28 protein-coding genes are annotated in these 25,992 nt (G+C 43.9%); 18 read left to right on the forward strand and 10 right to left on the reverse strand.

Translation table 11 applies throughout. The annotated features are described in order from the left end of the window. Window positions 1-466 precede the first annotated feature (466 nt). The 8 genes from BMW94_RS03370 to BMW94_RS03405 all read left to right on the forward strand — a co-directional run bounded on the left by BMW94_RS03370 (window position 467) and on the right by BMW94_RS03405 (window position 11,237). Window positions 467-1,384 carry an ABC transporter permease gene (locus tag BMW94_RS03370; RefSeq protein WP_063565906.1) on the forward strand — a complete coding sequence of 306 codons (918 nt, stop codon included), beginning with the start codon at window positions 467-469 and terminating at the stop codon, window positions 1,382-1,384. A gap of 29 nt (window positions 1,385-1,413) precedes the next feature. Further along, window positions 1,414-2,295: a carbohydrate ABC transporter permease gene (locus BMW94_RS03375; protein WP_090994476.1), complete on the forward strand. Its 882-nt coding sequence runs from the start codon at window positions 1,414-1,416 to the stop codon at window positions 2,293-2,295. A 55-nt stretch (window positions 2,296-2,350) separates the two neighbouring features. Next, window positions 2,351-3,946, forward strand: coding sequence for an extracellular solute-binding protein (locus BMW94_RS03380; RefSeq protein ID WP_090994477.1), 1,596 nt, complete (start codon window positions 2,351-2,353; stop codon window positions 3,944-3,946). A 32-nt stretch (window positions 3,947-3,978) separates the two neighbouring features. Continuing rightward, entirely contained in the window at window positions 3,979-4,962 is a 984-nt protein-coding gene (locus BMW94_RS03385) for a LacI family DNA-binding transcriptional regulator (RefSeq protein ID WP_175480565.1), read from the forward strand. A 44-nt stretch (window positions 4,963-5,006) separates the two neighbouring features. Beyond that, window positions 5,007-6,119, forward strand: a complete 1,113-nt coding sequence (locus BMW94_RS03390; protein ID WP_090994481.1) for a glycoside hydrolase family 88/105 protein — start codon at window positions 5,007-5,009, stop codon at window positions 6,117-6,119. Continuing rightward, entirely contained in the window at window positions 6,116-7,195 is a 1,080-nt protein-coding gene (locus BMW94_RS03395; protein ID WP_090994483.1) for a pectinesterase family protein, read from the forward strand. The genes BMW94_RS03390 and BMW94_RS03395 overlap by 4 nt, the downstream gene beginning before the upstream one ends. Window positions 7,196-7,565: 370 nt before the next feature. After that, a complete protein-coding gene (locus tag BMW94_RS03400) occupies window positions 7,566-9,137 on the forward strand; it encodes a chitinase (protein WP_090994514.1) in 1,572 nt (523 codons plus the stop codon). Beyond that, a complete protein-coding gene (locus BMW94_RS03405) occupies window positions 9,138-11,237 on the forward strand; it encodes a glycosyl hydrolase family 18 protein (RefSeq protein WP_090994518.1) in 2,100 nt (699 codons plus the stop codon). Between the two features lie 405 nt (window positions 11,238-11,642). Here BMW94_RS03405 and BMW94_RS03410 read toward each other — a convergent pair whose 3' ends face one another. After that, entirely contained in the window at window positions 11,643-11,882 is a 240-nt protein-coding gene (locus tag BMW94_RS03410) for a hypothetical protein (RefSeq protein ID WP_090994520.1), read from the reverse strand. A 204-nt stretch (window positions 11,883-12,086) separates the two neighbouring features. Here BMW94_RS03410 and BMW94_RS03415 point away from each other — a divergent pair, with 204 nt between their 5' ends. Both BMW94_RS03415 and BMW94_RS03420 read left to right on the forward strand, forming a co-directional pair. Next, window positions 12,087-12,674: a hypothetical protein gene (locus BMW94_RS03415; protein WP_090994521.1), complete on the forward strand. Its 588-nt coding sequence runs from the start codon at window positions 12,087-12,089 to the stop codon at window positions 12,672-12,674. Between the two features lie 26 nt (window positions 12,675-12,700). Further along, window positions 12,701-13,273, forward strand: a complete 573-nt coding sequence (locus BMW94_RS03420) for a hypothetical protein (protein ID WP_090994523.1) — start codon at window positions 12,701-12,703, stop codon at window positions 13,271-13,273. A gap of 28 nt (window positions 13,274-13,301) precedes the next feature. Here BMW94_RS03420 and BMW94_RS03425 read toward each other — a convergent pair whose 3' ends face one another. The 3 genes from BMW94_RS03425 to BMW94_RS31220 all read right to left on the reverse strand — a co-directional run bounded on the left by BMW94_RS03425 (window position 13,302) and on the right by BMW94_RS31220 (window position 14,463). Next, on the reverse strand, window positions 13,302-13,487 hold the full coding sequence (locus BMW94_RS03425; RefSeq protein ID WP_090994524.1) for a hypothetical protein: 186 nt from the start codon (window positions 13,485-13,487) through the stop codon (window positions 13,302-13,304). A 188-nt stretch (window positions 13,488-13,675) separates the two neighbouring features. Further along, entirely contained in the window at window positions 13,676-13,897 is a 222-nt protein-coding gene (locus tag BMW94_RS03430; RefSeq protein ID WP_090994526.1) for a hypothetical protein, read from the reverse strand. Window positions 13,898-14,067: 170 nt separating this feature from the next. After that, complete coding sequence (locus BMW94_RS31220; RefSeq protein ID WP_139209289.1) at window positions 14,068-14,463, reverse strand: integrase core domain-containing protein; 396 nt, start codon at window positions 14,461-14,463, stop codon at window positions 14,068-14,070. 376 nt (window positions 14,464-14,839) lie between these two features. On the opposite strand from BMW94_RS31220, the gene BMW94_RS03440 reads away from it, so the two are divergent. The 7 genes from BMW94_RS03440 to BMW94_RS30360 all read left to right on the forward strand — a co-directional run bounded on the left by BMW94_RS03440 (window position 14,840) and on the right by BMW94_RS30360 (window position 18,603). Next, on the forward strand, window positions 14,840-15,379 hold the full coding sequence (locus BMW94_RS03440; RefSeq protein ID WP_139209290.1) for a hypothetical protein: 540 nt from the start codon (window positions 14,840-14,842) through the stop codon (window positions 15,377-15,379). Between the two features lie 123 nt (window positions 15,380-15,502). Next, window positions 15,503-16,204: a hypothetical protein gene (locus BMW94_RS03445; protein WP_090994531.1), complete on the forward strand. Its 702-nt coding sequence runs from the start codon at window positions 15,503-15,505 to the stop codon at window positions 16,202-16,204. A 777-nt stretch (window positions 16,205-16,981) separates the two neighbouring features. Continuing rightward, entirely contained in the window at window positions 16,982-17,347 is a 366-nt protein-coding gene (locus BMW94_RS03450) for a hypothetical protein (RefSeq protein ID WP_090994534.1), read from the forward strand. Between the two features lie 11 nt (window positions 17,348-17,358). Continuing rightward, on the forward strand, window positions 17,359-17,523 hold the full coding sequence (locus tag BMW94_RS30355; RefSeq protein ID WP_175480566.1) for a hypothetical protein: 165 nt from the start codon (window positions 17,359-17,361) through the stop codon (window positions 17,521-17,523). 290 nt (window positions 17,524-17,813) lie between these two features. Then, a complete protein-coding gene (locus tag BMW94_RS03455) occupies window positions 17,814-18,077 on the forward strand; it encodes a hypothetical protein (RefSeq protein WP_090994536.1) in 264 nt (87 codons plus the stop codon). After that, window positions 18,067-18,435, forward strand: a complete 369-nt coding sequence (locus BMW94_RS03460; RefSeq protein ID WP_090994538.1) for a hypothetical protein — start codon at window positions 18,067-18,069, stop codon at window positions 18,433-18,435. Before BMW94_RS03455 ends, BMW94_RS03460 begins: the two co-directional genes overlap by 11 nt. A gap of 3 nt (window positions 18,436-18,438) precedes the next feature. After that, on the forward strand, window positions 18,439-18,603 hold the full coding sequence (locus BMW94_RS30360; RefSeq protein ID WP_167434698.1) for a hypothetical protein: 165 nt from the start codon (window positions 18,439-18,441) through the stop codon (window positions 18,601-18,603). Here the strand turns inward: BMW94_RS30360 and BMW94_RS03465 are convergent. The 3 genes from BMW94_RS03465 to BMW94_RS03475 all read right to left on the reverse strand — a co-directional run bounded on the left by BMW94_RS03465 (window position 18,596) and on the right by BMW94_RS03475 (window position 21,470). Continuing rightward, window positions 18,596-18,892, reverse strand: a complete 297-nt coding sequence (locus BMW94_RS03465) for a hypothetical protein (RefSeq protein ID WP_090994540.1) — start codon at window positions 18,890-18,892, stop codon at window positions 18,596-18,598. The two genes, BMW94_RS30360 and BMW94_RS03465, sit on opposite strands and share 8 nt — an antisense overlap. An 817-nt stretch (window positions 18,893-19,709) precedes the next feature. Further along, window positions 19,710-20,576 carry an RlpA-like double-psi beta-barrel domain-containing protein gene (locus tag BMW94_RS03470; RefSeq protein WP_090994543.1) on the reverse strand — a complete coding sequence of 289 codons (867 nt, stop codon included), beginning with the start codon at window positions 20,574-20,576 and terminating at the stop codon, window positions 19,710-19,712. Between the two features lie 156 nt (window positions 20,577-20,732). Beyond that, on the reverse strand, window positions 20,733-21,470 hold the full coding sequence (locus BMW94_RS03475; protein ID WP_090994545.1) for a hypothetical protein: 738 nt from the start codon (window positions 21,468-21,470) through the stop codon (window positions 20,733-20,735). 542 nt (window positions 21,471-22,012) lie between these two features. Here BMW94_RS03475 and BMW94_RS03480 point away from each other — a divergent pair. Then, entirely contained in the window at window positions 22,013-22,762 is a 750-nt protein-coding gene (locus BMW94_RS03480; protein ID WP_090994547.1) for a hypothetical protein, read from the forward strand. Between the two features lie 31 nt (window positions 22,763-22,793). Here the strand turns inward: BMW94_RS03480 and BMW94_RS03485 are convergent, their stop codons facing one another. The 3 genes from BMW94_RS03485 to BMW94_RS03495 all read right to left on the reverse strand — a co-directional run bounded on the left by BMW94_RS03485 (window position 22,794) and on the right by BMW94_RS03495 (window position 25,848). Next, the gene (locus BMW94_RS03485; RefSeq protein ID WP_175480567.1) at window positions 22,794-23,276 is read right to left on the reverse strand and encodes a cell wall hydrolase; all 483 of its coding nucleotides are present in this window, start codon (window positions 23,274-23,276) and stop codon (window positions 22,794-22,796) included. 324 nt (window positions 23,277-23,600) lie between these two features. Continuing rightward, window positions 23,601-24,446: an aldo/keto reductase gene (locus BMW94_RS03490; RefSeq protein WP_090994551.1), complete on the reverse strand. Its 846-nt coding sequence runs from the start codon at window positions 24,444-24,446 to the stop codon at window positions 23,601-23,603. A gap of 202 nt (window positions 24,447-24,648) precedes the next feature. Further along, complete coding sequence (locus BMW94_RS03495; protein WP_090994553.1) at window positions 24,649-25,848, reverse strand: MFS transporter; 1,200 nt, start codon at window positions 25,846-25,848, stop codon at window positions 24,649-24,651. Window positions 25,849-25,992: the final 144 nt, after the last annotated feature.

Below are 25,992 nucleotides of genomic sequence, written 5' to 3' on the forward strand. Positions count from 1 at the left end.
AAGAGGTTGAAGCCAAGGGTACACGTTTCAAAAATAAAACAATCCTGCGATGCACCAGAACGCTGGGGAGGCAGGAGAAAAGCGGGGCAGAACGGGAGATATTCGTTCGTTGCCCTTTTTCACGCCTTTTTTGCCTGCTAACATGTCTCCCAGATCGGTAAAAGCATATAGATCTCTTCGCAAGCAAACACTGATTTTTGTTGTTGCCAAACCAGATGGACTTTGCTAAGATGGGAAAAATAGTTTTTGTAAGCGTATACATTTAGGGATAAATTACAACGTTGTAATTATGGATTTATGTTTATATCTAAGTTTTTAATTGTTTATTATTTGTCGTAATATTCCATTTTAAAAGGGATTTGATGGATTCTGTATTTAAGGGGATGATCTGAATTAAGAATGATGGGGCATATTTATGCTCAAAAATTCAAACGTTGTAATTTTAATGCGAAGGGGAGTCTACAAGGTGAAAAATCGCATGTCCACGCTGTTCAGCCTGATCAAACGGGATAAGTATTTGCTGCTGATGTTCTCACCCATTTTTTTGTATTACGTCATCTTCATGTATGTTCCCATGCCGGGCATGCTGTTGGCCTTCCGAAATTTCATGCCGGGGCAGGGAATGTTCAGCGGGGAATGGGTGGGCCTGAGGTGGTTTGATCAGTTCGTGAATTCCATCTACTTCTGGAGGCTGCTGCGCAATACGTTTTTGCTCGCCTTCCTGCCGCTCCTGTTCGGCTTCTCCATCCCCATTCTGTTCGCCGTCTGTATTGTAGAAATCAAGAATCAGACGTTTAAGCGGTTCGCCCAGACTGTTACCTACCTTCCGCATTTCATCTCCACCGTCGTGGTCGCAGGCATGATTATTAACTTCCTGTCACCCACGGACGGGATCGTGAACACCCTGATTGCCAAGCTCGGTATGGAGAAAGTGAACTTCATGATGGACGCCGGATGGTTCCGAACGATATTCACCAGCTCCGATATCTGGCAGAGCTTTGGCTTCAGCTCCATCATCTACATTGCAGCCATTATGGGCATTGACCCCGAAATGTACGATTCCGGCAAAATTGACGGCGTCAACAAATTCCAGGAGCTATGGCACCTGACACTTCCCAGTATCAAACCAACGATTGTCATCCTGCTGCTCCTGTCGCTTGGCGGCATTATGAGCGTAGGATTTGAGAAAGTATATCTGCTCTATAACGGTGCTACCTATGAGACCGCAGACGTGTTATCCACCTACGTATACCGAATGGGGATTGAAGGACAGAACTACGGATTTGCGACAGCCGTCGGACTGTTCAACTCTATTATCACCTTTGTGCTTGTGTTCGCGGCTAATACGATGACCCGGCGTCTGACCAAGATGTCACTCTGGTAAGACCATATCCCGACCCAAAGGAGACCTGTATGCAAAAATCGAGAAGTGACCGGTTATTCTACGGATTTGTCTACCTGCTGACCATATTGGCAGTCGTCGTTACGCTGTATCCTTTTCTGTACGTGATCAGCATTTCATTCAGCTCAGTTGAGGCGATCGACAAACAAAAGGTTGCGTTGTGGCCGGTAGGATTCACCTTGTCCGGGTACAAAATGGTGCTCCAATACCGGGAGTTGTGGGTGTCCTTCTATAACACCCTGTGGTACACCGTTATAGGTACACTGCTGAATATTGTAGCTACGTGCCTGGCTGCATTTCCGTTATCCAGACAGCAATTTTTCCTGCGCAGAAAGCTGAACTTTTTCATCGCCTTCACCATGTATTTCTCGGGTGGGCTCATCCCGGTCTACATGCTGATTACGTCACTGGGGCTGTATAACACCCGCTGGGTGATGGTGCTTCCTGTGCTGGTCATTACGTTTAACGTCATGATCTGCCGCTCAGCCTTTGAGGGTATTCCGAATGAAATCTTCGAGAGTGCAAGCATAGACGGGGCCAATGAACTGACCATGCTGTATCGTCTGGCGATACCCATTATCAAGCCAACGCTTGCCGTGCTGACGTTATATTACGCCGTATTCCACTGGAACAACTTCTTCTCAGCCCTGCTATATCTGGGCAAACAGGATATGCAGCCCTTGCAAATGTTCCTGCGCAGGGTGCTGATCATGGCATCACCGGAGGTCATGCAAAAAATGGGTGGCACGATGACCACAGGCGCGCTCGCGGTGTCGACCCTTCAGGTTCGGTATGTGTCGATTGTGGTCAGCATTCTGCCAATCGTTACAATCTACCCTTTTATCCAGCGGTACTTCGTCAAGGGGATCACCCTCGGAGCCGTGAAAGGATAGCCTTATTGATCACCATGCATCACCCAAGGTTGTTCATAACAAGGAGGAATAACGGATGATAATCAGAGGGGCCGGAAGAAAAAGTGTTCTCGCGGTGATACTTGCCATCAGTCTTGCCGGATGCAGCAGCAGTACAGGAGCAGGGGGAGATAAGGGCAGTGCTTCACCAAGCTCGGAGCCAGCGTTCAACTACACCGGAGCAGGTCCGGTAACGGACCAGAAAGATGCCAAGCTGTCGATCCTCGGGACCAACGCATGGACGACCAACGTGGATCTCTCTACTGCCGAGATTGTGAAAAAAATTGAGAGCAATGCCGGGGTATCGGTCGATTGGGATCTCATTCCCCCACAGAACTACGCGGATGCGGTGAATCCAAGGCTTGCTGCCGGAACAGGATTGCCGGATATCGTCTATCTGCCGGATCAGGATCAGCTCATGAAATACATTAACAGTGGTCTGTTTATTCCGCTGAACGACCTGGTGGAGAAGTATGGTGTGAATCTCAAAAAAATATACGACAAATCCCCATCCGTCAAAGCCAGTTTAACGACGCCAGATGGTAAAATGTATTATGTTCCGCAGCAAACGCTTACGAAAAACTACATGCCGGTGTTCATGGTGAATGAACGCTGGTTGAAGAAGCTGGGACTGAACGAACCTACAACACTGGATGAGTTCACAGCGATGCTGCGCAAATTCAAAACAGACGACCCGAACGGTAACGGCAAAGCGGATGAAATACCGTTGTCCATGGAATCCAAGTTTGTGCCGATGGCATTTGGTCCTGCTTTTGGCCTTGATCTGTCCAATCAGTTCTATGCCGATGACCAGGGTAAGGTGCATTTCAGCTATTACGAGCCTGCCTACAAGGAATATCTGACATACCTGAATGGGCTGTACAAAGAAGGCCTGCTCGGGGTGGACTATGCCAGTACCACCAGCGATCAGGTGACCTCTCGCATCTCGCAGGATGTAACCGGAGCTACGTTTAATTTTAGCTGGTACATGTCGATGGTCTACAGTCCGCTGTTCAAGGATTATGACCCGGCGGAGCCTATCTTCAAAGGCATTCTGCCACTGAAAGGCCCGCATGGAGATCAGTTTTATATCGGACGTACGCCTGTGAGCGGCATATTTGGAATCTCCAAGGACAGCAAAAATCCGGAGCTCGCCTTCCGTTTCCTGGATTATGCGGTAAGTGAAGAAGCGCAGACGTATTATACGTGGGGAATCAAGGATGATACGTACACCGAAGAGAATGGCGTGAAGACATTTACGGACAAAGGCAAGGACAATGACTATATCCAGAAACTCGGCATTGGTCCAGTGAATCTGCCGAACATTCAGTCTACGGATTCGGCCGATTCCGTTGTGGCTGAGTGGCATGCCAAGCTCGACAAGGAATTGGAGCCTTACATCCACGAGCCGTTCCCATTTGTATATGCTTTGCCAGATGAGGCGAGTGTAGAAAGCATGTCCATGCCGGATATTACGACGTATGTGGAAGAGATGAACTTCAAATTTATAAGCGGAGATGCCAGTCTGGATCAGTTTGACAGCTATATTGAAACTTTGAAAAAAATGAACATTGAGCAGGTTATTGCCGGCAGACAGGCGCAATATGACCGGTATAAGGCTGCACAGCAATAAGCTTCCGAAGGGTTGAGAGGTGTTGATTGATTTTGATAACCATTAAGGACATTGCCAAATTAGCGGGAGTGAGCTACAGCACAGTATCCAAGGCGCTCAACGGTGATCCCCGCATCAAACCGGCGACGCGGCAGAAGGTGCTCGCGGTTGCGGAGAAGCATCAATATCGAAAAAACATTATGGCTCAGCAGCTTTCCACCGGCAGAAGCAACATTATTGGTTTTGTGCTTGATGAACTGAGCAATCCGTTGTTCTCGAATATTTCGGGCAATCTGCACGCGGAGCTGAAGAAGCGCGGATACCAGATGATTTTGGTCGTCGCGGATGATGGGCTGGATGTGTTCAGCCAGCTTCGCGTGGACGGATGCATCCTGTGGGATTATGCGCTGGACAATCGGGATGACTTCTGGAAAAAGTTCGCGACACTGAACATGCCATGTTTCGTGCTTGGTACAGATGAAGCCCCGAATTCCCCTTACATCAAGATTGACCGGAAAGAGGGCATATACAAAGCGGTAGAGCATCTGAAATCACTGGGACATCACCGGATTGGTTTCATTGGCAACTCCCAAAATATCAAGCTTGAAGGGTATCGGGAAGCGTTGCAGCGCACAGGACTCGAATTTGATCACCGCCATGTGCTGCCTGCACATTCCTCCTGGGAGGATGGTTATTTTGCCATTCGGCAGTACACGTTTGAATCGGATTCGCCAACGGCATTTATTGGCCTGAACAACCTGGTGACCCGAGGTGCGCTGCGGGCTTTGCTGGAAGCGGGCTACAGTGTGCCCAATGATATTTCTTTAATCGGTTATGATGATCTGCCGGATATGCAGTATGCCGAGGTTGCGCTAACCACCATTGGCCCACCGCTGGATGAACTGGCCGCACAGGCAGCAGAGCTGATCGTCTCGTTGATCCGTGATGAGCAGATGGAATATCCAGTCGTCATTCAGCCGAAGCTGAATCATCGCAATTCGACGGCGATTTGTCGGCAGCAAGTGTGTGAGCATTAAGGATAGGCTGAGTACAACATTCAAGGTCCAGGGAGGGTTCTTTTATGCAGGTACAGACGCAGTTATCTTGGTCGGAGCGAATAGCGGAGATGATTTGCCAGCAATCCGATGGAGAGGGCTATCATGCGTTCCCTTCGGAACGGTGGGCATATGTTCAGGGAATGACGTTAATGGCCATGGCACGCACCGGTAAACAGTATGGTAAGGATGAGTATGCTTCTTTTATGAAAAGACATATGGATCTGTATATTCAGGAGGACGGTTCCATCGGAACGTATTCCCTGGAAGAGTACAACCTGGATCAGATCAATCAGGGCAAGAACCTGTTCGAACTGCTGGAAACCACCGGGGAACAGCGATACGCTGAAGCTGCACATCTGCTCGCATCCCAGCTCGCAGGACAGCCTCGAACGTCGGAGGGTGGATTTTGGCACAAAAAAATCTATCCGTTCCAGATGTGGCTGGATGGATTGTATATGTCGTCGCCATTCCTGGCGCAATATGCCAAGACATTTGATCGACCTGATCTGTGGGATGAAGTGGCTCATCAGATTTTGCTAATCGAACGCAAGACGCGTGATCCGCGCACGGGTCTGCTCTATCATGGCTGGGATGAATCGAAGGAGCAGATCTGGGCCGATTCCGTAACCGGATGCTCCGCACACTTCTGGAGCCGCGCGATGGGCTGGTATGCGATGGCGATCGTGGATAGTCTGGAGCACTTCCCGATCCATCATCCGAAACGGGGCACAATCATTGGCATCTTCGAGCGCATGTGTCATGCATTGGTACGTGTACAGGAGCAGGAGAGCGGGCTCTGGTTCCAGGTGCTGGACCAGGGATTCCGCAAGGGCAATTATCTGGAAGCTTCCGGTTCAAGCATGTTTGTGTACGCCATGGCGAAGGGAGTTCGCCTGCGTTACCTGGAGCCTCATTTCAGGCAGGCCGCAGAGAAGGGATGGCAGGGACTGACATCCCGATTGATGGAGGAAACGGAGAAAGGCGTGAAGCTGAACGCCATCTGTCACGGGGCAGGACTCAGTCTGGATCGGGATGGTTCATACAGTTATTATGTCGGCGAGCAGATTGTGAGTGACTCGTTCATGGGTGTGGCACCGCTCTTGCTGGCTGCGCTGGAAATGGAGCGATTGCCATGAACAAACCTCTGTCACACGGGTCAGAACTGGATTTGTACAGGAATGGTTATCTGGTTGCTGCGGACGGAAGCGGCGATTTTCCGACCATTCAGGCTGCCATTGATGCGATTCCGGCCGACTGTACTGAAAAGTATACGATTCGCATAAAGCCAGGCACCTATGTTGAAAAACTGCACATCGAGAAGCCGATGGTTCACCTCGTCGGCGCGGGAGCTGATCAGACCATCATCACATATGATGATTATGCGCTCAAAAAGTTCCCGAACGGGGAGTTGTATCATACCTTTCATTCGTACACAGCCTTTATCGGGGCAGATGATTTCACCGCTGAAGGACTTTCCTTCATCAACTCGGCTGGCCCTGGCCATGAGGTCGGTCAGGCGTTGGCTGTCTACGTGGATGGGGATCGGGCGGCCTTTCGGCATTGCCGATTTATAGGTCACCAGGACACGATCTTTACCGGACCGCTGCCCGAGCAGCCCATTGACCGGAGTTTCTTCGGGGGGCCGCGTGACGGAGCGGAGCGGCGGAAGCTGCGCCAATATTATGAGGACTGTTACATTGAGGGCGATGTCGATTTTATTTTTGGCTCGGCTACGGTTGTGTTCCAGGGCTGTGAGATCTTTGCGAAGAATCGCTTGAGCGATGCTGCTGCAGAGGGAGAAGTGAATGGCTGGATTACGGCTGCTTCCACACCAGAGGATGCACGTTATGGCTATGTGTTCATCGATTGTGACCTGACCAGCAACGCACCCCCTCAGTCCGTATATCTGGGCAGACCGTGGCGTAATCATGCCAAAGTGTGCTTCCTGAACTGCTGGATGGGGGCGCATGTGAAGCAGGAGGGCTGGCATAATTGGAACAAGACCGATGCGGAAGCGACGGTTGCGTACGTCGAATATCATAGTGCGGGACCTGGGGCCGGAAGTGTGATGGGGAGAGTTCCGTGGGCGAAAATACTCAGTGAGCAGGAAGCGGCTGAATACACTGTGCCTGTTATTTTATCCGGTGAGGATGGGTGGCAACCGTTCGAAGGCCTGCTGTCATTTGAACTCGTTTCTGCCAAGTTAAAATAATAAGCGTAGTAATACATCCGTTGCTTTACAAAAATGGCTGTCTATCAAGTCTCTTAATGACTGGGTAGACGGCCTTTTTGTGCGGTATATTACATTTTTCGCCCCCCATAGAAATAATTTATCCCTTATCTCAATTGCATTTTACTGATTAAATACAGGGTGAGGATCTGTAAATTCCCTGTAAAATTTGGACGATGCCTGCAAAAAAAAGAAAACGAGAGGGAAGGTCCATTTTGATAACGAAAGGGAGTGAAGCGACGCTTATCGTCAGACGGTTTTATAAGCTCTATAGATCGCGGATCACATGTAAGTGCACCAGTGAAGCTTTGTTTGCAAGGTGAAAATAATCTGAATACAGGAGGGATTTTGCTTGAATCAAGCTGTTCGATTCCGCCCGGTCATTACATTCGCTTTGGCATTTCTTCTGATTATTACGTGGTTTGCACCAAGAGCAGACGCCGCTGCCCAGTGGCAGGCAGGCACCGCATACAAAAAAGGAGATCTAGTAACCTATTTAAATAAAGATTATGAATGTATTCAGCCCCATACGGCTTTGACCGGATGGGAGCCCTCCAATGTGCCTGCATTGTGGAAATACGTCGGGGAAGGTACGGGAGGGGGGACTCCAACTCCGGATACGACCCCACCTTCCGTTCCTGCAGGTTTAACCTCATCCCTCGTCACGGATACATCGGTCAATCTTACCTGGAACGCATCCACGGACAATGTGGGTGTCACCGGATATGAAGTGTACCGAAACGGTACTCTCGCGGCGAACACTTCAACGACTACGGCTGTAGTTACAGGACTTACAGCTGGCACCACATATGTTTTTACAGTCAAAGCAAAAGATGCGGCAGGCAATCTGTCCGCAGCAAGCACCTCTCTCAGCGTTACCACTTCCAACGGATCTTCGAATCCTGGGCCTAGCGGCAGCAAATGGCTGATCGGCTACTGGCACAACTTCGATAATGGCTCTACCAACATTAAACTGCGCAATGTGTCAACAGCTTATGACGTTATTAATGTCTCCTTTGCGGAGCCGATTTCACCCGGCAGCGGAACGCTCGCTTTTACTCCGTATAACGCTACGGTAGAAGAGTTCAAGTCGGACATTGCATACCTTCAAAGCCAAGGGAAAAAGGTACTGATTTCGATGGGGGGAGCTAATGGCACGATTGAGCTCACAGATGCGACGAAGAGACAACAGTTCGAGGATTCCCTCAAATCCATTATTTCGACCTACGGATTCAATGGCCTCGACATCGATCTTGAAGGAAGCTCCCTGTCTTTAAATGCGGGCGATACCGACTTCCGCAGTCCAACGACGCCGAAGATCGTTAACCTGATTAATGGAGTGAAAGCGCTTAAATCACACTTTGGTGCCAATTTTGTCCTGACGGCTGCACCGGAAACGGCCTACGTACAAGGCGGATATCTGAACTATGGTGGTCCTTGGGGGGCGTATCTTCCAGTGATTCACGCCTTGCGCAATGACCTGACTCTACTTCATGTGCAGCACTATAACACCGGTTCGATGGTGGGGCTGGATGGACGTTCTTACGCTCAAGGAACAGCCGATTTCCATGTCGCCATGGCCGAAATGCTGCTTCAAGGGTTTAACGTAGGCGGAAGCTCGGGTCCATTCTTTAGTCCTCTGCGCCCGGACCAGATTGCAATTGGTGTGCCAGCTTCCCAGCAAGCGGCTGGAGGCGGCTATACGGCGCCAGCTGAGCTGCAAAAAGCATTGAATTATCTGATCAAAGGAGTATCATACGGCGGTTCCTATACCTTGCGCCAGCCTGCGGGCTATGCCGGCCTCAAGGGCATTATGACCTGGTCAATCAACTGGGACGCATATACGAATAACCAGTTCTCGAACGCACATCGTCCATTCCTGAATGGACTTAGCACGCAAAAGACAGAGGAGGTTGTGTATTAAATGATCCATTTAAATAAACACACTGCTTTTAAGAAGACTGCAAAGTTTTTCCTTGGTCTGTCCCTGCTCTTATCCGTCATCGTTCCTTCCTTCGCGCTCCAACCTGCCACGGCCGAAGCAGCAGATTCTTATAAAATCGTTGGTTACTACCCATCCTGGGCGGCGTACGGCAGAAACTATAATGTAGCTGACATCGACCCGACCAAAGTGACGCATATCAACTATGCGTTTGCTGATATTTGCTGGAACGGCATTCATGGAAATCCGGACCCTTCGGGCCCCAATCCTGTAACCTGGACCTGTCAGAATGAAAAAAGCCAAACGATTAATGTCCCGAACGGAACAATCGTGCTCGGCGATCCATGGATCGATACGGGCAAGACATTTGCAGGCGATACGTGGGATCAGCCCATTGCAGGTAATATCAATCAGCTTAACAAGTTGAAACAAACCAATCCTAACCTGAAGACTATTATCTCCGTCGGAGGATGGACGTGGTCCAACCGTTTCTCTGATGTAGCCGCGACTGCTGCAACCCGAGAGGTCTTTGCGAATTCCGCCGTCGATTTCCTGCGGAAGTACAATTTTGACGGGGTAGATCTGGACTGGGAGTACCCGGTATCAGGCGGTCTCGATGGTAACAGCAAACGTCCTGAAGATAAGCAAAACTACACATTGCTCCTGAGCAAAATCCGTGAAAAATTGGATGCAGCGGGAGCTGTGGACGGCAAGAAGTATCTGCTTACGATTGCAAGCGGTGCGTCTGCGACCTATGCTGCCAATACGGAGCTTGCAAAAATTGCTGCCATCGTCGATTGGATTAATATTATGACATACGATTTTAACGGGGCTTGGCAAAAGATCAGCGCACATAATGCGCCATTGAACTATGATCCTGCGGCTTCAGCCGCTGGCGTGCCAGATGCCAATACATTTAATGTGGCAGCCGGAGCACAAGGGCATCTGGATGCAGGCGTACCGGCTGCTAAACTCGTGCTTGGTGTTCCATTCTACGGCCGTGGCTGGGATGGATGTGCACAGGCAGGAAACGGCCAGTATCAGACGTGCACAGGTGGTTCTTCCGTTGGAACATGGGAAGCAGGCTCCTTTGACTTCTACGATCTGGAAGCCAATTACATCAACAAAAACGGATACACGCGTTACTGGAATGACACAGCCAAAGTGCCATATCTCTACAATGCGTCCAACAAACGCTTTATCAGCTATGACGATGCGGAGTCCGTTGGATATAAAACGGCTTATATCAAGAGCAAAGGACTCGGCGGAGCGATGTTCTGGGAGCTCAGCGGTGACCGCAACAAAACACTCCAAAACAAACTGAAAGCCGATCTGCCTACCGGAGGTACAGTGCCACCAGTAGATACGACGGCACCAAGCGTACCCGGGAATGCTCGTTCGACAGGCGTGACAGCAAACTCGGTAACGCTGGCCTGGAATGCTTCAACGGATAATGTAGGCGTTACCGGTTATAACGTCTATAATGGCGCTAATCTTGCGACATCCGTCACCGGAACGACAGCAACGATCAGCGGACTTACAGCGGGGACTTCATATACTTTCACGGTAAAAGCAAAAGATGCGGCAGGCAATCTGTCTGCGGCCAGTAATGCTGTAATTGTAAGCACAACGGCTCAGCCGGGAGGCGATACGCAAGCGCCAACTGCACCGACGAACCTTGCGTCGACCGCGCAAACGACATCCAGCATAACGCTGAGCTGGACGTCATCCACTGACAATGTGGGTGTAACGGGTTATGACGTGTACAACGGAACGACACTGGCAACAACGGTGACTGGAACGACGGCAACGATCAGCGGGCTTGCGGCGGATACCTCGTATACATTTACGGTAAAAGCAAAGGATGCGGCAGGCAATGTATCTGCAGCGAGCAACGCGGTGAGCGTGAAGACGGCCGCTGAAACGACGAATCCTGGCGTATCCGCATGGCAGGCCAACACAGCTTATACTGCTGGGCAACTGGTCACATATAGCGGCAAGACGTATAAATGTTTGCAGCCCCACACCTCCTTGACGGGGTGGGAACCATCCAATGTGCCTGCCTTGTGGCAGCTTCAATAGTTAAAAATTGAAATACAACATTTTTAATTGAAATGTGCAGTTGACTAGAAAAACCACCGGTCCTTGATCCGGTGGTTTTTCGCTCATATGAATGAAACTCTCGCCGTGGTTAGTATCCCGTAATAAGCAGGCCGAGGATAACACTGGGGATTTTTGGTCCATACTGTAGTAGGACCGAACGTAGGCTGAAGCTACCACAAAGGAAGAAGACTAGGAGAAGCATTAGGGCTAATGTTATCGGCTCTAAAACGGCAAAAGCGTCCACCTAAGAAGTCGGTACGTACCGCTGCGGGTTTATCGGAGCGATAAAAAGAGCGCCCCGTTTAAGGCGCTCTACGTTCCAGAACATCGTTTTATAACCCGCACGGAGCCAAGATAGACTTGGGGCTGATTGGCTTAGTTCCTTTATTTATTTTGGCAAGTGCAAGAAAGCGTAATTGGTTGAAACCCTGTAATTGGATCAACCTTGTATTGCTTGATGTAAACCTTTCTAAGTTCAGCAAGCTGATTGGACAACACAAGCCCAGATCTAAACAGCATTTCCCTCTCTTTTTCATCAATCTCTTCACAGATGCAGTTTGCGTAGGAAAGAACAGCTAAATGGACAGCTTGAATACTTTTAAGTAATTGATCACGACAAATCATGATGAGACCTCCTTAATTATTCGAGTTTATTAAACAAACACAGAATATCATATTCCGTAACGATACGCAATATAATATTCTGTGTTTAGAGCTTTGAAGTTAACAATACAGGTGAGGGGTTCACGTGTATTGTTACAACCCCATTAAATCTCTACAGTTCAGATGTTTAATACGAAAATATCCCAGAACGGGAGAAAAGGGTGATTGAAGATGCAAAACAGATTCGTAAAAGCTATTCAAAACAATCTTGCCTATGACGAAGGTTTTCACACTGAAATTCCATTGACTAAAAATGATTCTATTGTCGATAAAATCATTAGTCTGTTGGATGTTAAAAAATTTATGAAATTCAATCAACTTGACCTTACTAACATTACAAAGCATATATATCGTGGAGCGAGATACTATGCTGTATTGATTCCTGTTTTAAATCGAAATACTGAGGCATTTGTGTCTGTACTTGTAAGTAACAGCGATGAAGACAGCATTAAGACGCAACTGTTTACAATGGATTATAGTTCAAATTTGGAACTAAGATATGAAGATTTGAACGGTAATCTTGAAGTGACAGGAACATTTAACAATGAGTATGAATTAATTCAATATGAGCGGGCCTCAAATGGAGATGTGACTACTTTAGATTTAGCCGACTGCTTGTTGAAAGAATGGGGAAATTTGCCTTGGTACATTCAAGCTGCATGTGGTGGATCTTGTGCAACATGTTTCGGGGTTGTAGTTCCTGCTTGTGTAGTATGTGCTGGCTGTTTAGTCGGATTTGGTATTAACTGTTAAATAATAAAATAGGGAGGTATATTTGTATGATTGAAAATGTAAATTTTAATCCTAAAGAAGAGTTCCACACGGCTGCAAAGGTAGAGGTAAATGATTCTCTTATTCAAAACCTAAATAGTAATTCTAATTATGTTGCATTGACAGCTAAATATTCGATTGATATGAGTCAAGCGGAATGGCAATATTACAAGGGAATTCCAACAAAAAATCTGCTTATTCCTATTCAGGAGACTACGGCTAACGTAAATAAATTCATTGCAGTGTACTACGATGAAAGACAATTCATTAAAAATATCAAAGTCATGTCTATTGAAAAAACTCAAGATGGTTTTACATTGGCATTCTCTGATGCTGAAGAAAAACGCGAGGTAAAAGGGATATACAAAAATGATCAGTACATTGAAACACAGGTGAATGGCCAAGCGGTTGTAAAAGGAGAAGTCACAACTATGGGGCTGCAAGATTGCCTCCAGGCGGGTTTTGAAGGCTTACCATTGTGGCTTAAATCGTTCTGTGCTGTAGCTTGTGGAGCTGTATGGACAGGAGCTGGTCTCGCAGCTTGTGCAGGGTGTTTGGTAGGTTTAGGTATTGACTGCTAAAAAGGATGCTGGAAAAAAGAAGCCGGGCTTAATCCCGGCTTCTTTTTTCTCTGTAAAAGTTAGAGATAAGAATGATAGCGATCCCAACAACCATTAAAATGATACCCATTGTTATATATGAAGTAAATTCTTCAATGATTATGAAGGCCAGACCTACAGCAAATATTAAAGTTCCAAGAAGCGTAAGCAATTTCCTTACCATTGATTTGCTCATAATCTGCATCCCCTCCTTAATTATATATACTACTTTCGAAAGCAGTATTGAATTTATTTACATTATAACCTACAAACGGCACATAAAAAAGCTAAATGGGCTGTTTAAGGTCAGAAGGGAAAAACACATACAAACCCCGTTAGATTTGCAAGGGGTTTGTATGTGTATACGAGATAAACATTCGAATATTAACTATCTTTCTTTTGGTCCTGGCGGATAGCTGGTTGTGAAGAGCTCTGATGAAATGTCCTAACTAAAAGATTCATTGTCTTATCAAGCTGAGCCAACCGCTTCTCTAATCCGTCCATTTGCTTGTTAAATTTCACAAGAATGGTTTGAAGTAGAATGAGACAAAGGGCAATGGGGAATCCAACGTTACCGATTAGCTGAATAACAGCCTGTAGATCCATAAGAAAGACCTCCCTTCTTTAGTTTCATTATACTATATTACGTAACGTACCGCTATATAATAAAATAAGTTATAATAAATGTCACAATAGCATATATTACGTTTTATAACAGGAGTGAATAACGAAAGGATGATGTTAATGGAATAGATAGAAAAGCCTTCTAGGCTTGGTCATACCCCTGTCAAGAAGACAGATGAAAAAAAGCTATGTTGCCAGCGCGCATCGATTTTCAATCGGTGCGCGTTGTTTGAGTCTGGCATAAAGCGTCGGTAGTTGTAATCGTAAATGCAATCTTCCACCGCTTGTCGAATCTCCGCTTCTGAATTACACAGTTTAAGGTACAGCTTCTCGGTCTTGAGATGCGAAAAGAAGGGTTCGATGTATGCGTTATCCAGGCAGGTTGCTTTGCGAGAGTAGCTGCCTTTCACGCCTAATGCTTCTAATCGTGAATCGTGTGTTGTACGCCTGAGACGTGTAATGGAAGCCTTCATCCGAATGGAGCTCAGCTTCCGTGACGTCTCTTTTTTGTGTTCACTGCTCCACCGTATCCAATACGAGTTGATCATCGTTCCGTTTGGACAATTGCCAAGCCACAATCTCGTTGTTGATCATGATGTAAACTCCTTAATTATTCGAGATAATTAACAAACACAGAATATCATATTGCGTAACGTTACGTAATATGATATTCTGTGTTTAGAGCTTTAAAGTGAACATTACAGGTGAGGGGTTCACGTGTATTGTTCCAACCCCATTAATCTCTATCTTCATTTGAAAATTATTCTTCAAAATACAATGGATGAAAGGTTGATGAGCAATATGGCTTTTAAAGTAGAAGTGTGTCCTCCGTGTAATTCTCTAGGATATGATATGCATGACATCCGTAATAGCGCAGTGAGGAAATGGCTCTACTATGCCAATGTTTACGGAAGTGCTTATAGTATGAATCCAGGTTTGTTACTTGCAGTAGTAAGTATTGAATCAGGAGGTGTCGTGTCTGCTGGACCGTACTATGGCTTAACACAAATTGGTACTGATATGCTTAATACGTACAACAAAGCGAAAAACACAAAGTATACCACTGCCGATTTACGTGGTAATGGTAGTCTGATTACGACTGAGAACGCAGCTGGAGGTCTAGCAATTAAAATCTTCGCAGAGTTTATTTCAAGATTGATCCGAACATTGGATGGAGCTACTGATACGTATACCAATGAAAATCTGATTAAACATTCTACTACGAACTGGAACGGAAGTATCTGTGGCGGAGAGGTTATGAATTTCACCCCGTTCACTGCCGAAAATGGGGGAACTACGACAACACGGGCCACCAGATTGTCTCATAGTTGCTATGGACAAAACGTTTATAATTTGATGAATTATGCCAGTGCATGGTGCGGTACATCGCCATGGTACAGTAATCAACTGTCTGATGTATCTTTCACAACGACCTACCGAAAAGCTGTCGGTCAAAACGTGTAAGCATTAAAAAAGCCATTAAATAGAGAGGGGAACTTCCCCTTCTCTATTTTTATTTTATGGAATTTAGTGTAAAATATGATTATGCATTGGTATTAGTGTAAGGTCATAATTATAAGATTGTGGGTGGTTAATATTAAGCTTTTACGTCTATCTATTATCATTGGGTGCTTAGTATTTATTTTTTCAGCATGTAGTTCACAAAGTCCAGAGAATGGTGACGCTAAGGGTGATGATGCATACCAAGAGTGGGTGCAGAAAATTAAGACCGTATTTGGAGATAGATCATATATACTTCCAGACTACGATCCTAATGTTGGACCGCTTGAAATGGTGTATGGAATATCTTCTACAAGTTATTCACTAGATCTATACCGATCAGACTCTTATAGTATCCAAAAAGACCTTTCCGGGCTTCATACTGTACATGATCTCTATTATTCTTATTCAAATAGTGAAAGAAAACAACTTTTAGAAGACACCGAAATATTATCTCGTTTTGGTGTTGAAGGTGAAATTAATAGAAAAGAAATTACTAAGGATCAGTTTATTTTAAATAACACTCTTTTGGAATTTCAAAAGGAGAACAGCGATATAAAGATATATGAACTTAAAGGATCTCAAGATATCCAAGGAAGAGCAGATACCATTATCGATTTTTTGAAAAAAAAAGGTATTAAATTAGGCCAGGTATTAATATTTGATTTAGAAGACCGTAGAAACTTGGAACTTTACTTAGCCTTCGATAATAGCCTTCAAGTAATATCTTTTACAATTCAAAACCTTAATGAGTTGGACAAGTATTTAGCGGATTTAAATATACATTAAAGAAAAAGGGCATTTCTAGTTTAGATCTAGAGATGCCTTTTTTGCCATGTACAATCTAGAAAGGTGTGAGTCTTCAGGAACAGAAGGATGATCTGAAAGGAGGATATTTCTGAGCGTCCATAGAGTCGAAAAAAAGGTTTTTTAAACCCCATTAGAATTAACGGAGTTTAAAATAGTCAAGGGATGCGACTTCAACCATCATCCTTTTTATCTTGGCCATGAAGCGTTTTTGGTGTGCTTTGATGAAATGTCCTAACCAACTGTTTCATTGTCTTATCAAGCGGAGCCAAACGCTTCTCTAATCCGTCCATTTGCTTGTTAAATTTGATAAGTAGTCTGAAGAAGAATAAGGGAAAGAGCAATAGGGAATCCAACGTTTCCGATTAGCTGAACAACAGCCTGTAGGTCCATAAGTAAAACCTCCCTTCTTTAGCCTAATTAAACTATATAACGTAACGTACCGGTATATATTAAAGTGAGTTATAATAAATGTCAGAATAGCATATATAACGTGTTATAACGAGAGTGATAATGATAAGGATTATTTTAATGGAATAGAGTAGAAAATCCTTCTAGGCTCACTGTGTATTTTTCTGAAAAAAGCTAGAACGGAGTTGCTGCATCGCTAATAATACTTGCTTGTCTCAATCACATCTGGTAGTTCTTGCTACACATAGTTTAATAGCCAATTATCAATACAATTTTTTTCAGGGATAAACATATTGTGAGGCGTTACGAATCGCTATATAATATCCATAGCTGAAAAGGAGGGTGAATATGAAGTACAGTATCAACTTATTTGGTTTCATGGTCGATTGTGATATTAAGATTGATGGTGATCATTTTGGTATAGAAATACCGGAGGAAAATCAAAAGGCATTGAAAAATTACTTAATACGCGTATTACCCAAGTATGGAAGGGAAGCTTCTAATGATTCGTCCTTAGATTCTTTAGTAAAACTTGCCCTGGATGCTGAAAAGACATTAGACGGCCGTATGGTAGAACCTAAATTAAAATTGCCCTATGAGTTTCAGCCTGAAATTAAAGAAAAACTAATTGAGGCAGCCGCGTTACAAGAGATATCAGCGACTCAATTATTGATTCGTATTATTGAGAATAAATATCAAGAAATCATAGGATAGGGGAATAGACAATGGCATACGGAAATAAGGTTAAATTCCATTATGACGTACCTGTGTATATAAAAAAGCAACTTGCTACGGCCGCAAAAAAGCTGAATATGACAGGAACTGAACTATTATCTAAAACCATTGAAGAAGAATATGAACGTATGATAAAGGAAAAAGAGGTTAAGTGAGATTAGCCTGTAAAACCAATTCGTGCATTCTATGGATTTGGTCAATAAGAAAATTCTTTAGTAAGAATAATCTTGACCAATATGCTCATATGAAAATACATGAAAAAAACAAAATAGTTTTCTGATCGTTTGCCTTAGATTAGATAAACATAGACATAGGAAATTTCTATTGTTGCATGACAATATAGTAAAGTCTTTGCAGTACAATATTTTTTATGGTTTTTAATATGTATGTTACAATGACATATATTGTATGCTATGATAAAATAAATATAGATAGGGGGATATTAATGAAATCAAAAGAAAAGCCTTCTAGGCTCACAGTTTATCTTCCGGAAAAAGCTAGAGAAGAGCTACTGAATATTGCTAATAATACTGGCTTGTCTCAATCACATCTGGTAGTTCTTGCTACACATAGTCTAATAGCGAATTATAAGACTAAAGGCAATACAATTTTTTCAGATTTATTAGGTATTGGATCAAATCTAAATGGAATTGATTCAAATCGCTATACAATAGCCGTAGCTGAGAAGGAGAGTAAATATGAAGTATAGTATCAATTTATTTGGGTTTATGGTGGACTGTGACTTTAAGATAGATGGTGAGAATCTAGGTATAGAAATACCGGAGGAAAATCAGAAGGCCTTAAAGCAGTATTTAATACGCGTATTGCCCAAGTACGGAAGAGAAGCATCTATTGAATCGTCCTTAGATACTTTAGTGAAACTTGCCTTAGATGCTGAAAAGTCATTAGATGGTCGTATGGTAGAACCAAAGTTAAAATTACCATATGAGTTCCAGCCCGAAATTAAGGAGAAGCTAATTGAAGCAGCTGCATTACAAGAAATGTCAGCTACTCAATTATTAATCCGTATTATTGAAAACAAATACCAAGAAATTATGGGGGAATAAATTATGGCATACGGAAATAAAGTTAAATTCCATTATGACGTACCTGTGTACATTAAAAAACAGTTAGCTGCGGCTGCAAAAAAACTGAATATGACAGCAACTGAGCTATTATCTAAAACAATTGAAGAAGAGTATGAACGTGTGACAAGGGAAAAAAAGGCTAAGTAATATTAGCCTTTAGGACCAATTGATTTATCATATTGATTTGACTTGAGGAAAGACTTTGATAGGAATAGTCTTCTCCAATTTGATCACTTGAAAAAAAATGATAAATGGTATACATTTCCGATGGGTTGTGTTCAATCAGATAAACATAGAGATTAGGCATTTCTGTTGTTACATGACAATAAAATTGAGATGTCGGACTAGCATCCACGATCCCCATAATATGTTGCTTTACATCCACTGGCAACAAAATGGAGCAGTTTTCAGGAAATTGATTTTCATATACTAACATAAGACAAGAGACCCCCTTTTAATTGAATAACCGTTTCTGTACTTGGTCTGTCCATTATACCAAACGTACGTTCGCGTGTTAAGGGTGTAATTTCCACAGGAGTATATTTTTTACGTCTGAATGGAGCCGTATGTTTCGATTTTTCAGGTTACAATATTGACTCTTTGTTGTTATTTTTATCAAATAATGTATTTTGAGGAAAGTGTGGCAACTTCATTTACTATAGATTCCTTTTTTTTGAAAAAGGTATTTTTATATCATATCATAATGCGTAGTGATACGCTACGTTATAATTGTGGAATAGTAACTTTTTTCATTTATTCTCGTTTTATATAAGAATTGATTTATGTGGAAATGAAGCGGGGTGAAAAAGAGAAGGCCGGTCTGCTAATTCCGATTGCGGCTCCATCCGCTGATGATTCAAATCGGTAGGCATCATATATGACACTTCTTTCTCCTGTTCAAAAATAGTGAGATGGAACAAAACCCCTGTTGTATCTTCTTGGTCCGGATCAAGTACGATTTTTAAGTGGCGTACCTTTTCAATCCATTCCTGAATTAGTGGTCTTTGCTTACTTCCATCTTGTTTAATAAAAAAGGGTAAAGGGGCATCCTGGATGCAAACTATAAGCTCTGGAAGAATAATGAGCTCTCGGCTGTAGAATTTATGAAGAAGCTGGATCTGAAAAAGAACACTTTTTACAAAATAGTGAGGGAATACGGGGCTATTGAAAAGTAGTGAGATCCGTTATCCTGTGAAGCGCTAAAAAGGCATGACTCTTTGTTAATTGAGCCATGCCTTTTTGGTTATCAATGATTAGCTCATGAGTTCAATTTTTACACTGTTTGCTCCAGAAGGTTTACCAATGCCTACCCATGCGCGATATGTCAATTCTACACCACGATTAGCAGGTGCAGTATCGGTTACCCGAACAACGATAGATTGGTTGTTGGAAAGGTTTGTGACTCTAATATACTTATTACGGTATGTGCTGCCCCAATTATTGGTCGATGTCATGGCACACGTTAAATCGACAGGGTGAAGCACTTCTCCGTTACCCGCAGTGACGTTTGAAATATTCTGATACGCGCTCAGGTCGCTGTAGCCTGAGCATGATGGAGAGGTTGTGCCAGCCGCAGTACCTTGGCACGGGTGGCCGTAAAAATCGCAGCGTGCACTGGAAGAAATGACACTCTGCACAGAAGCGCTTGTATTTGTCGGAGCGACGAGCGCTCTAAGTGGGTTGTGACCGGCTGCGCTGGCAAAGTTCGGATTAACTGCCGCACGAATTTGGTTCGCGGTCAACAGGGCATTGTGCCACGGCACAGGGCCGGATGCCGTCATGATTGCCGTTTGTGTGGTGCTTGATCCTGTGTTGCTCCAGTGGGTCGGTTCATAGAGTTTAGACGGATGTTGTTTCCAACCGTCACTACCGTTTGTGTCGTACAGATAAGTGACCTGGCCTACATTTCGGCGTACACGTGGACAACTAATGACATATTGTCCGTTCTCATATGATGGGGTAATAAAGTCAAGATCCCGGTTAGAATCGGCAAAAATGTAATTCAAACGCTGCTTAACGGCATCTACACGAGAAAACGTGTCACCAACAATATATTTTCCATTAACGTACAAACCATATACGTCACCAGTAATTAAATTAATAGTAGCAGTATTAGCCATGAGAAAATCCCTCATTTCATTTTAGGATGAAAGAGATGGGACATTTAGAATAAGAGGGGTCCCTTCCTTCTCATTCCAAACTCTCTTTCTGTTTTTATAATAACATGTAACGTATTGTTACGCAATATAAAATCACAAAAAAAAGCCCGAAGGCTTCTAAGGAATGAGCACTAACTGGTTATCTTCAATCTTCCATTGTGAAACCTCGCCTTTGACCACTTCTGCTTTGAAGATGTTGGTTTCCTGGTCATACATCACTACAGCGGCATTCATGACTTCATTAAGATTTACGCTTACCAGGGAATCATTCTCCATTTTATAGATCGATGTTTCCGCTGCTGTACCCACGGTAGCAACGATCTCCTTAATCCCGTCCTGATCAACATCAGCCTCCACAGTATGTGCTTCTATATGCAGCACCGTTGGGGGGGAAGTGCTAAGCGACACATAATTAGAAATTGGGGCATTAGCTCCAACAGAGCCGGTCACTTTAACGTAAGATTGACCCAAAACATCAACTGTACTTGTCGAAAAGTCGCTGGCCCCTTCATACCCGATCTGTCCCATATCATAAGTTCCGTCTTTGGATTGAAGTGCAGCATAAATTTTCTCTACATTATCATTCTTTTTATAAGTTAAAACCGTGGATTCATCAACTGCTTGACTCTTCAATTGTTTAGATTGCTCTACTGCATTGATTTTGGTTAGTGGCTCGGCAGTTATAGACGTTGTATACTTCAACTGAAACTGCTTTGTTTCAGGTGCTACTACATTGGCAGCAGGTTGCTCCGTTGCACTGGTAGTACTATTCGTTGCTGAAGGAGCATCTGAAGACGGCGTGCTACATCCCGTAACCACTCCTAATATGATTAATGCTGCTACTGTTTTTTTCATTAAAAACCAACCCTCTTTCGTATTTGTTTTGATCTTTGACGTAGATTTCAAGCATTATAGTTTCGTCTTTATAGACGATAACATTCGCATATTTGTTGTGGAAATATCCAATTTTTTTAAATTTTTTTATCTCAAAGGTAAATGTGTGAATGGAAGATACACCTTTGATAACATAGTTTAAGAATGAAAGGAATTGTAGTGTATATGGATTTACAGTAAATAGGTGTGAATAGTTGCTCCGGCCGAAAAGAATGGGCCGAACGTGAGCTTGCACGTTATTTCCGGCCTGACTGTTGGGTCATGGAGGAATGGCAAGTGGAGCAGTATGTTCCAGTTCACGGAAAGCGTTTAGGCTTGTATTGGGCGGAACCTTACAAAAGAAGAGCATGATACGATTGCTTGGTTAACCGGATACGATAGGGGACTATAGTAATATTCTGGAGTTGAAATGTTACTTTTTTTTAAAATAAAATACATTTTTTAAACTTATTGGATTTAAAGAATGTGTATACTAAAAAAAACTTGAAATGGAGGATATATGTTTGAAGAAAATCATTATTGTCACATTGGTAGGAGCTATTTTGTTATCTGGATGTGGTATGAATAATCAGTCATCAAGTCCAGCAAAGATAGATAAAAACGCGTCCAAAGAAAATACTACAACACCAGCTACATCGACTCCTAATACACTATTATCTGAGACTTCAGACAAGAAAATTGCTATTTATGGTGTTCAAGATAAAGCACAAAAAGACATGTTTTCGTCATTAGATGTCGTAATAAATGGAGAAACGAAAACATTCAATTGGATCAATGTAACGAACCCCTCCTTTTATCCGCAAATATCGGTCGTTGATTTAAATGCAGATGGGAAAGATGAAATTGTCATTGTTTTGACCAAAGGCACAGGGACTGGAGTACATGATTCAGAAGTGCATGCGCTTAAATCAGATTTTACAGAAATATCAGTTTCGGATCCAAGAAAATTCGTTCTGAGTAATATTAAAGTTGATCTAAAAACAGATAAGGGCATTCGGAAGTATACACTTTCCGTGGATGGTCAGGAGCACTTATTTGAATTCAGTGAGAGCGATTCAAACGATTGGTTTGAACAACCGACGGTTCAGAATATATTGAAATTTGGAATAAAGGATAATCAACTTATTGCGGAGTTACCAATTCAGATTTCAACAGGTAATTATTTAGGAGATGCGATAGTTAGATTTGCATTTGTTAATGGGAAATTAGAACCGTCTAAAATAGAGATTACAAAAGAAGGAAGCTCATTATGAGCTTCCTTCTTTTATTCTGAGTATCTGAGTATTAATAGCCTTCAACTCTGTAAAACGTGTGGTCTCCAAGTACTTTCTTCTCTACAATCTTGTTGTTGCCTGCACCAAAGTTCCAATACTCTGTAGTCCCGGATTTAATTACTTTAGAGGCAAAGTAGGTGTTGGTTACAAACCATAGGCACGTTCCAATAGGGTTAGAAAGACGTGAAGAGGCAAGTGCTTGTTCAACCGAATCACTCCAAGCTGTACTCGATGTATTGGGTTGGCGGGCATTACTACTCGTCATTCCTTCAAAAGCATTTGTTTTAAGGATGACACCCTTGTACGTATTTCCACCAAATTCGCTCAAGTTTTTGTCAACACGGTTACTCACTACCCATGCTACACCAGCTTTACCGGTTTTGGACTGTGTAGATGCCTCAGCGTAAATGAGCCGTGCCAGCAAGTCAGTTGTATCAAGGTTATCGAATTCTGTCAGACCAGGTAAATTCGGAAGTGGATCTCCCATTGCCATAATAAATCGCTCCTTCATGATTATGATTTATCAAGATGGGGGGTTCTCTTCTTCTGGATGCCCCCTGCAATCAGTGAAGAGAAGATCTTGTAAATATATAATATAATATTACGTTGCGTTACGCAATATAAAGTTGATTAGCATGTTTTTATATTATCCGGGGACGTCTTTTTCTTAGTCCGTTTAATAGAGAAGAAGCACAAATAAAAAAGCCGATTGAATAAACAATCGGCTATGGGCGAGAAACTTTTACAAGTTAATTCGCCCTTTAATTTTAACAATCATGAGGAAAAACGAGATGAGACCCTAGACATATTTTTCAAATCAGAAATCAAAGTTGTCAGGATCAGGTCCAACGCGAACATCTTCGTTCAGGGCGCTAATACGCTCCATCTCATCATTGGACAATTCAAAGTCGAAGATGGAAGAGTTCTCGACAATACGTTTTTCCTTGGTAGACTTCGGAATGGTGATGACACCGTTCTGCAAGTCCCAGCGCAGGATGACTTGCGCTACCGATTTACCTTTCGCAGTGGCAATTTCGGTCAGGACCGGATTGTCCAGAAGTTGACCCTGCATCAGCGGGGACCAAGCTTCCAATTGAATTCCGTTTTTCTCACAGAATGCTTTGAGCGGAGCTTGAGTCAGACGAGGGTGGTACTCTACCTGATTAATTACGGGCTTCACTTCAGCATCCTGCAACAGATCTTCAAGGTGATGAATCTGGAAGTTGCTGACGCCAATGGCTTTAATGCGGCCTGCTTTGTACAGTTCCTCCATTGCTTTCCATGCGCCTTTATATTTGCCTGCTTTTGGCCAGTGAATCAGATACAGGTCCAGGTATTCCAGTCCAAGTTTGTTCAGCGTTGTCTCATATGCCGCAAGCGTTTCATTATATCCGAGGTCTGCGTTCCACACTTTGGACGTAATGAACAATTCTTCACGTTTCAGATTATTCTCTCTCAATGCCTCGGCAATCGCTTGGCCTACACCGGATTCGTTGCCGTATATAGCAGCTGTATCAATACTGCGGTAACCGTGAGAAATGGCTTGTTTAACGGCCTCGATTAATTCTGCTCCTTCTTCTACCTTAAATACGCCCAGTCCGAACCAAGGCATATGAACGCCGTTATTTAAAGCTACTGTGGATTGTAAATGTTGTGCTGTCATGTGAAGTCCTCCTCATATTATGAAGCAAAATGATAGTTAGTTGTAAAACGTTGAATCCTAGTATCATTCATTAAATCATAGTAGATTAAATTCGAATTAACGTATTATACTAGATTAAAATAAAAGGCGAAACCGGTTCCGAGTTGTGGCTTCAACGCTGGAAAGACACGCGTTTAGGCTGATCTCTCTGAATGAACCTGTCTTACGTCTCTGATGGAGAGTAGGGGTCTTTACGATCAAGCGCTCTTGCCCAGCCAGTCAGAAGCACAGCAGTCAGAACCATAATTGCACCAACCCATGTGGTATGAATCAGACCGATGGAATCTGTAATTACACCGCCTAAATATGCACCAATTGCGATACCTGCGTTAAAGGCTGCGATGTTAAAGGCGGAGGCGACGTCTTTGGCTTGTGGAGCATAACGTTCTGCGAGCGTCACGACGTACATCTGAAGCCCTGGCACATTCATGAAGGCAAGCAGGCCCATGCCGAGTATGGTGAGTAATGCTGCCAGCTTAAATGGAACTGTGAAATACAGTATGCCCAGAATGACGGTCTGAATGATAAACATATAGAAGAGTGCTCGGAGCGGATTGCGGTTGGCGGCTTTCCCTCCGATAATATTGCCGATAGCAATGGCGATCCCGTACAGCAGCAGAATTCCCGCGACCGTTTTCTCGGAATATCCGCTGATATCATGCAATAGTGGGGAGAGGTACGTGAACACCACAAACGTTCCCCCATATCCCACAGCGGTAATGGCAAAAGCCAGCAGCAACCGTCCGCCTGTGACTAGCTTCAATTGTTCTCGGAAGGCAGTTCGCGTTCCGCGTTGCAATGTGGATGGTACTAGAATCATGTTGCCGATGAAGGCCACAACACCTACGACAACGATAAGAATGAAAGCTGCGCGCCAGCCCAGGTTTTGACCGATGAGTGTACCCAGGGGTACACCGGTTACTGTCGCAATGGTCAAGCCAGAGAACATGATAGCAATGGCGCTCGCCCGGCGGTTTGCAGGAACCAGGTCTGCCGCAATGGTGGAACCAATGGACATGAATACGCCGTGTGCCAAGGCGGAGACAATTCGCGCAATGAGCAGCATGGTAATTCCACTCGAGAGCGCCGCCATGGTGTTACCGGCGATGAAAACAACCATAATGGCAAGCAGCAGCGTCTTGCGTGACACCGTTGACGTCAATGAGGTCAGGATCGGTGCCCCGAAGGTTACGCCTAATGCATATAAAGTAACGGTCAGTCCCGCTGTCGTTACGGAAATGCCCAGGTCATCTGCAATAAGGGGCAGCAGACCAACGCTGATAAATTCAGTGGTGCCGATGGCAAACGCACTGATTGCCAGCGCCAGCAGTGCCCAGGTACTGCGTTTTGAATCATGTAACATGTCTTGTTCAACTCCCCAGAATGTAGATTTACGTACCGGCAAATGCTATTATGAGTTATTCGACATAAAATGAATAGTACGTACTTTTTAGTACCCTACGTACTTTTTAGTGCCTATATAGCAAATGCTTTTATGAATAACGAT

This window comes from Paenibacillus sp. OK003, from assembly GCF_900109515.1.
GTDB lineage: Bacteria > Bacillota > Bacilli > Paenibacillales > Paenibacillaceae > Paenibacillus > Paenibacillus marchantiae.

Excerpts from the sequence above, each read along its gene's own strand:
- BMW94_RS03375 (WP_090994476.1), top strand. The coding sequence starts at position 1,414 with ATGCAAAAATCGAGAAGTGACCGGTTATTCTACGGATTTGTCTACCTG.
- BMW94_RS03380 (WP_090994477.1), top strand. The coding sequence starts at position 2,351 with ATGATAATCAGAGGGGCCGGAAGAAAAAGTGTTCTCGCGGTGATACTT.
- BMW94_RS03390 (WP_090994481.1), top strand. The coding sequence starts at position 5,007 with ATGCAGGTACAGACGCAGTTATCTTGGTCGGAGCGAATAGCGGAGATG.
- BMW94_RS03395 (WP_090994483.1), top strand. The coding sequence starts at position 6,116 with ATGAACAAACCTCTGTCACACGGGTCAGAACTGGATTTGTACAGGAAT.
- BMW94_RS03405 (WP_090994518.1), top strand. The coding sequence starts at position 9,138 with ATGATCCATTTAAATAAACACACTGCTTTTAAGAAGACTGCAAAGTTT.
- BMW94_RS03410 (WP_090994520.1), bottom strand. The coding sequence starts at position 11,882 with ATGATTTGTCGTGATCAATTACTTAAAAGTATTCAAGCTGTCCATTTA.
- BMW94_RS03420 (WP_090994523.1), top strand. The coding sequence starts at position 12,701 with ATGATTGAAAATGTAAATTTTAATCCTAAAGAAGAGTTCCACACGGCT.
- BMW94_RS03425 (WP_090994524.1), bottom strand. The coding sequence starts at position 13,487 with ATGAGCAAATCAATGGTAAGGAAATTGCTTACGCTTCTTGGAACTTTA.
- BMW94_RS03430 (WP_090994526.1), bottom strand. The coding sequence starts at position 13,897 with ATGGATCTACAGGCTGTTATTCAGCTAATCGGTAACGTTGGATTCCCC.
- BMW94_RS31220 (WP_139209289.1), bottom strand. The coding sequence starts at position 14,463 with ATGATCAACTCGTATTGGATACGGTGGAGCAGTGAACACAAAAAAGAG.
- BMW94_RS03440 (WP_139209290.1), top strand. The coding sequence starts at position 14,840 with ATGAATCCAGGTTTGTTACTTGCAGTAGTAAGTATTGAATCAGGAGGT.
- BMW94_RS03450 (WP_090994534.1), top strand. The coding sequence starts at position 16,982 with ATGAAGTACAGTATCAACTTATTTGGTTTCATGGTCGATTGTGATATT.
- BMW94_RS30355 (WP_175480566.1), top strand. The coding sequence starts at position 17,359 with ATGGCATACGGAAATAAGGTTAAATTCCATTATGACGTACCTGTGTAT.
- BMW94_RS03455 (WP_090994536.1), top strand. The coding sequence starts at position 17,814 with ATGAAATCAAAAGAAAAGCCTTCTAGGCTCACAGTTTATCTTCCGGAA.
- BMW94_RS03460 (WP_090994538.1), top strand. The coding sequence starts at position 18,067 with ATGAAGTATAGTATCAATTTATTTGGGTTTATGGTGGACTGTGACTTT.
- BMW94_RS30360 (WP_167434698.1), top strand. The coding sequence starts at position 18,439 with ATGGCATACGGAAATAAAGTTAAATTCCATTATGACGTACCTGTGTAC.
- BMW94_RS03465 (WP_090994540.1), bottom strand. The coding sequence starts at position 18,892 with ATGTTAGTATATGAAAATCAATTTCCTGAAAACTGCTCCATTTTGTTG.
- BMW94_RS03470 (WP_090994543.1), bottom strand. The coding sequence starts at position 20,576 with ATGGCTAATACTGCTACTATTAATTTAATTACTGGTGACGTATATGGT.
- BMW94_RS03475 (WP_090994545.1), bottom strand. The coding sequence starts at position 21,470 with ATGAAAAAAACAGTAGCAGCATTAATCATATTAGGAGTGGTTACGGGA.
- BMW94_RS03485 (WP_175480567.1), bottom strand. The coding sequence starts at position 23,276 with ATGGCAATGGGAGATCCACTTCCGAATTTACCTGGTCTGACAGAATTC.
- BMW94_RS03490 (WP_090994551.1), bottom strand. The coding sequence starts at position 24,446 with ATGACAGCACAACATTTACAATCCACAGTAGCTTTAAATAACGGCGTT.
- BMW94_RS03495 (WP_090994553.1), bottom strand. The coding sequence starts at position 25,848 with ATGTTACATGATTCAAAACGCAGTACCTGGGCACTGCTGGCGCTGGCA.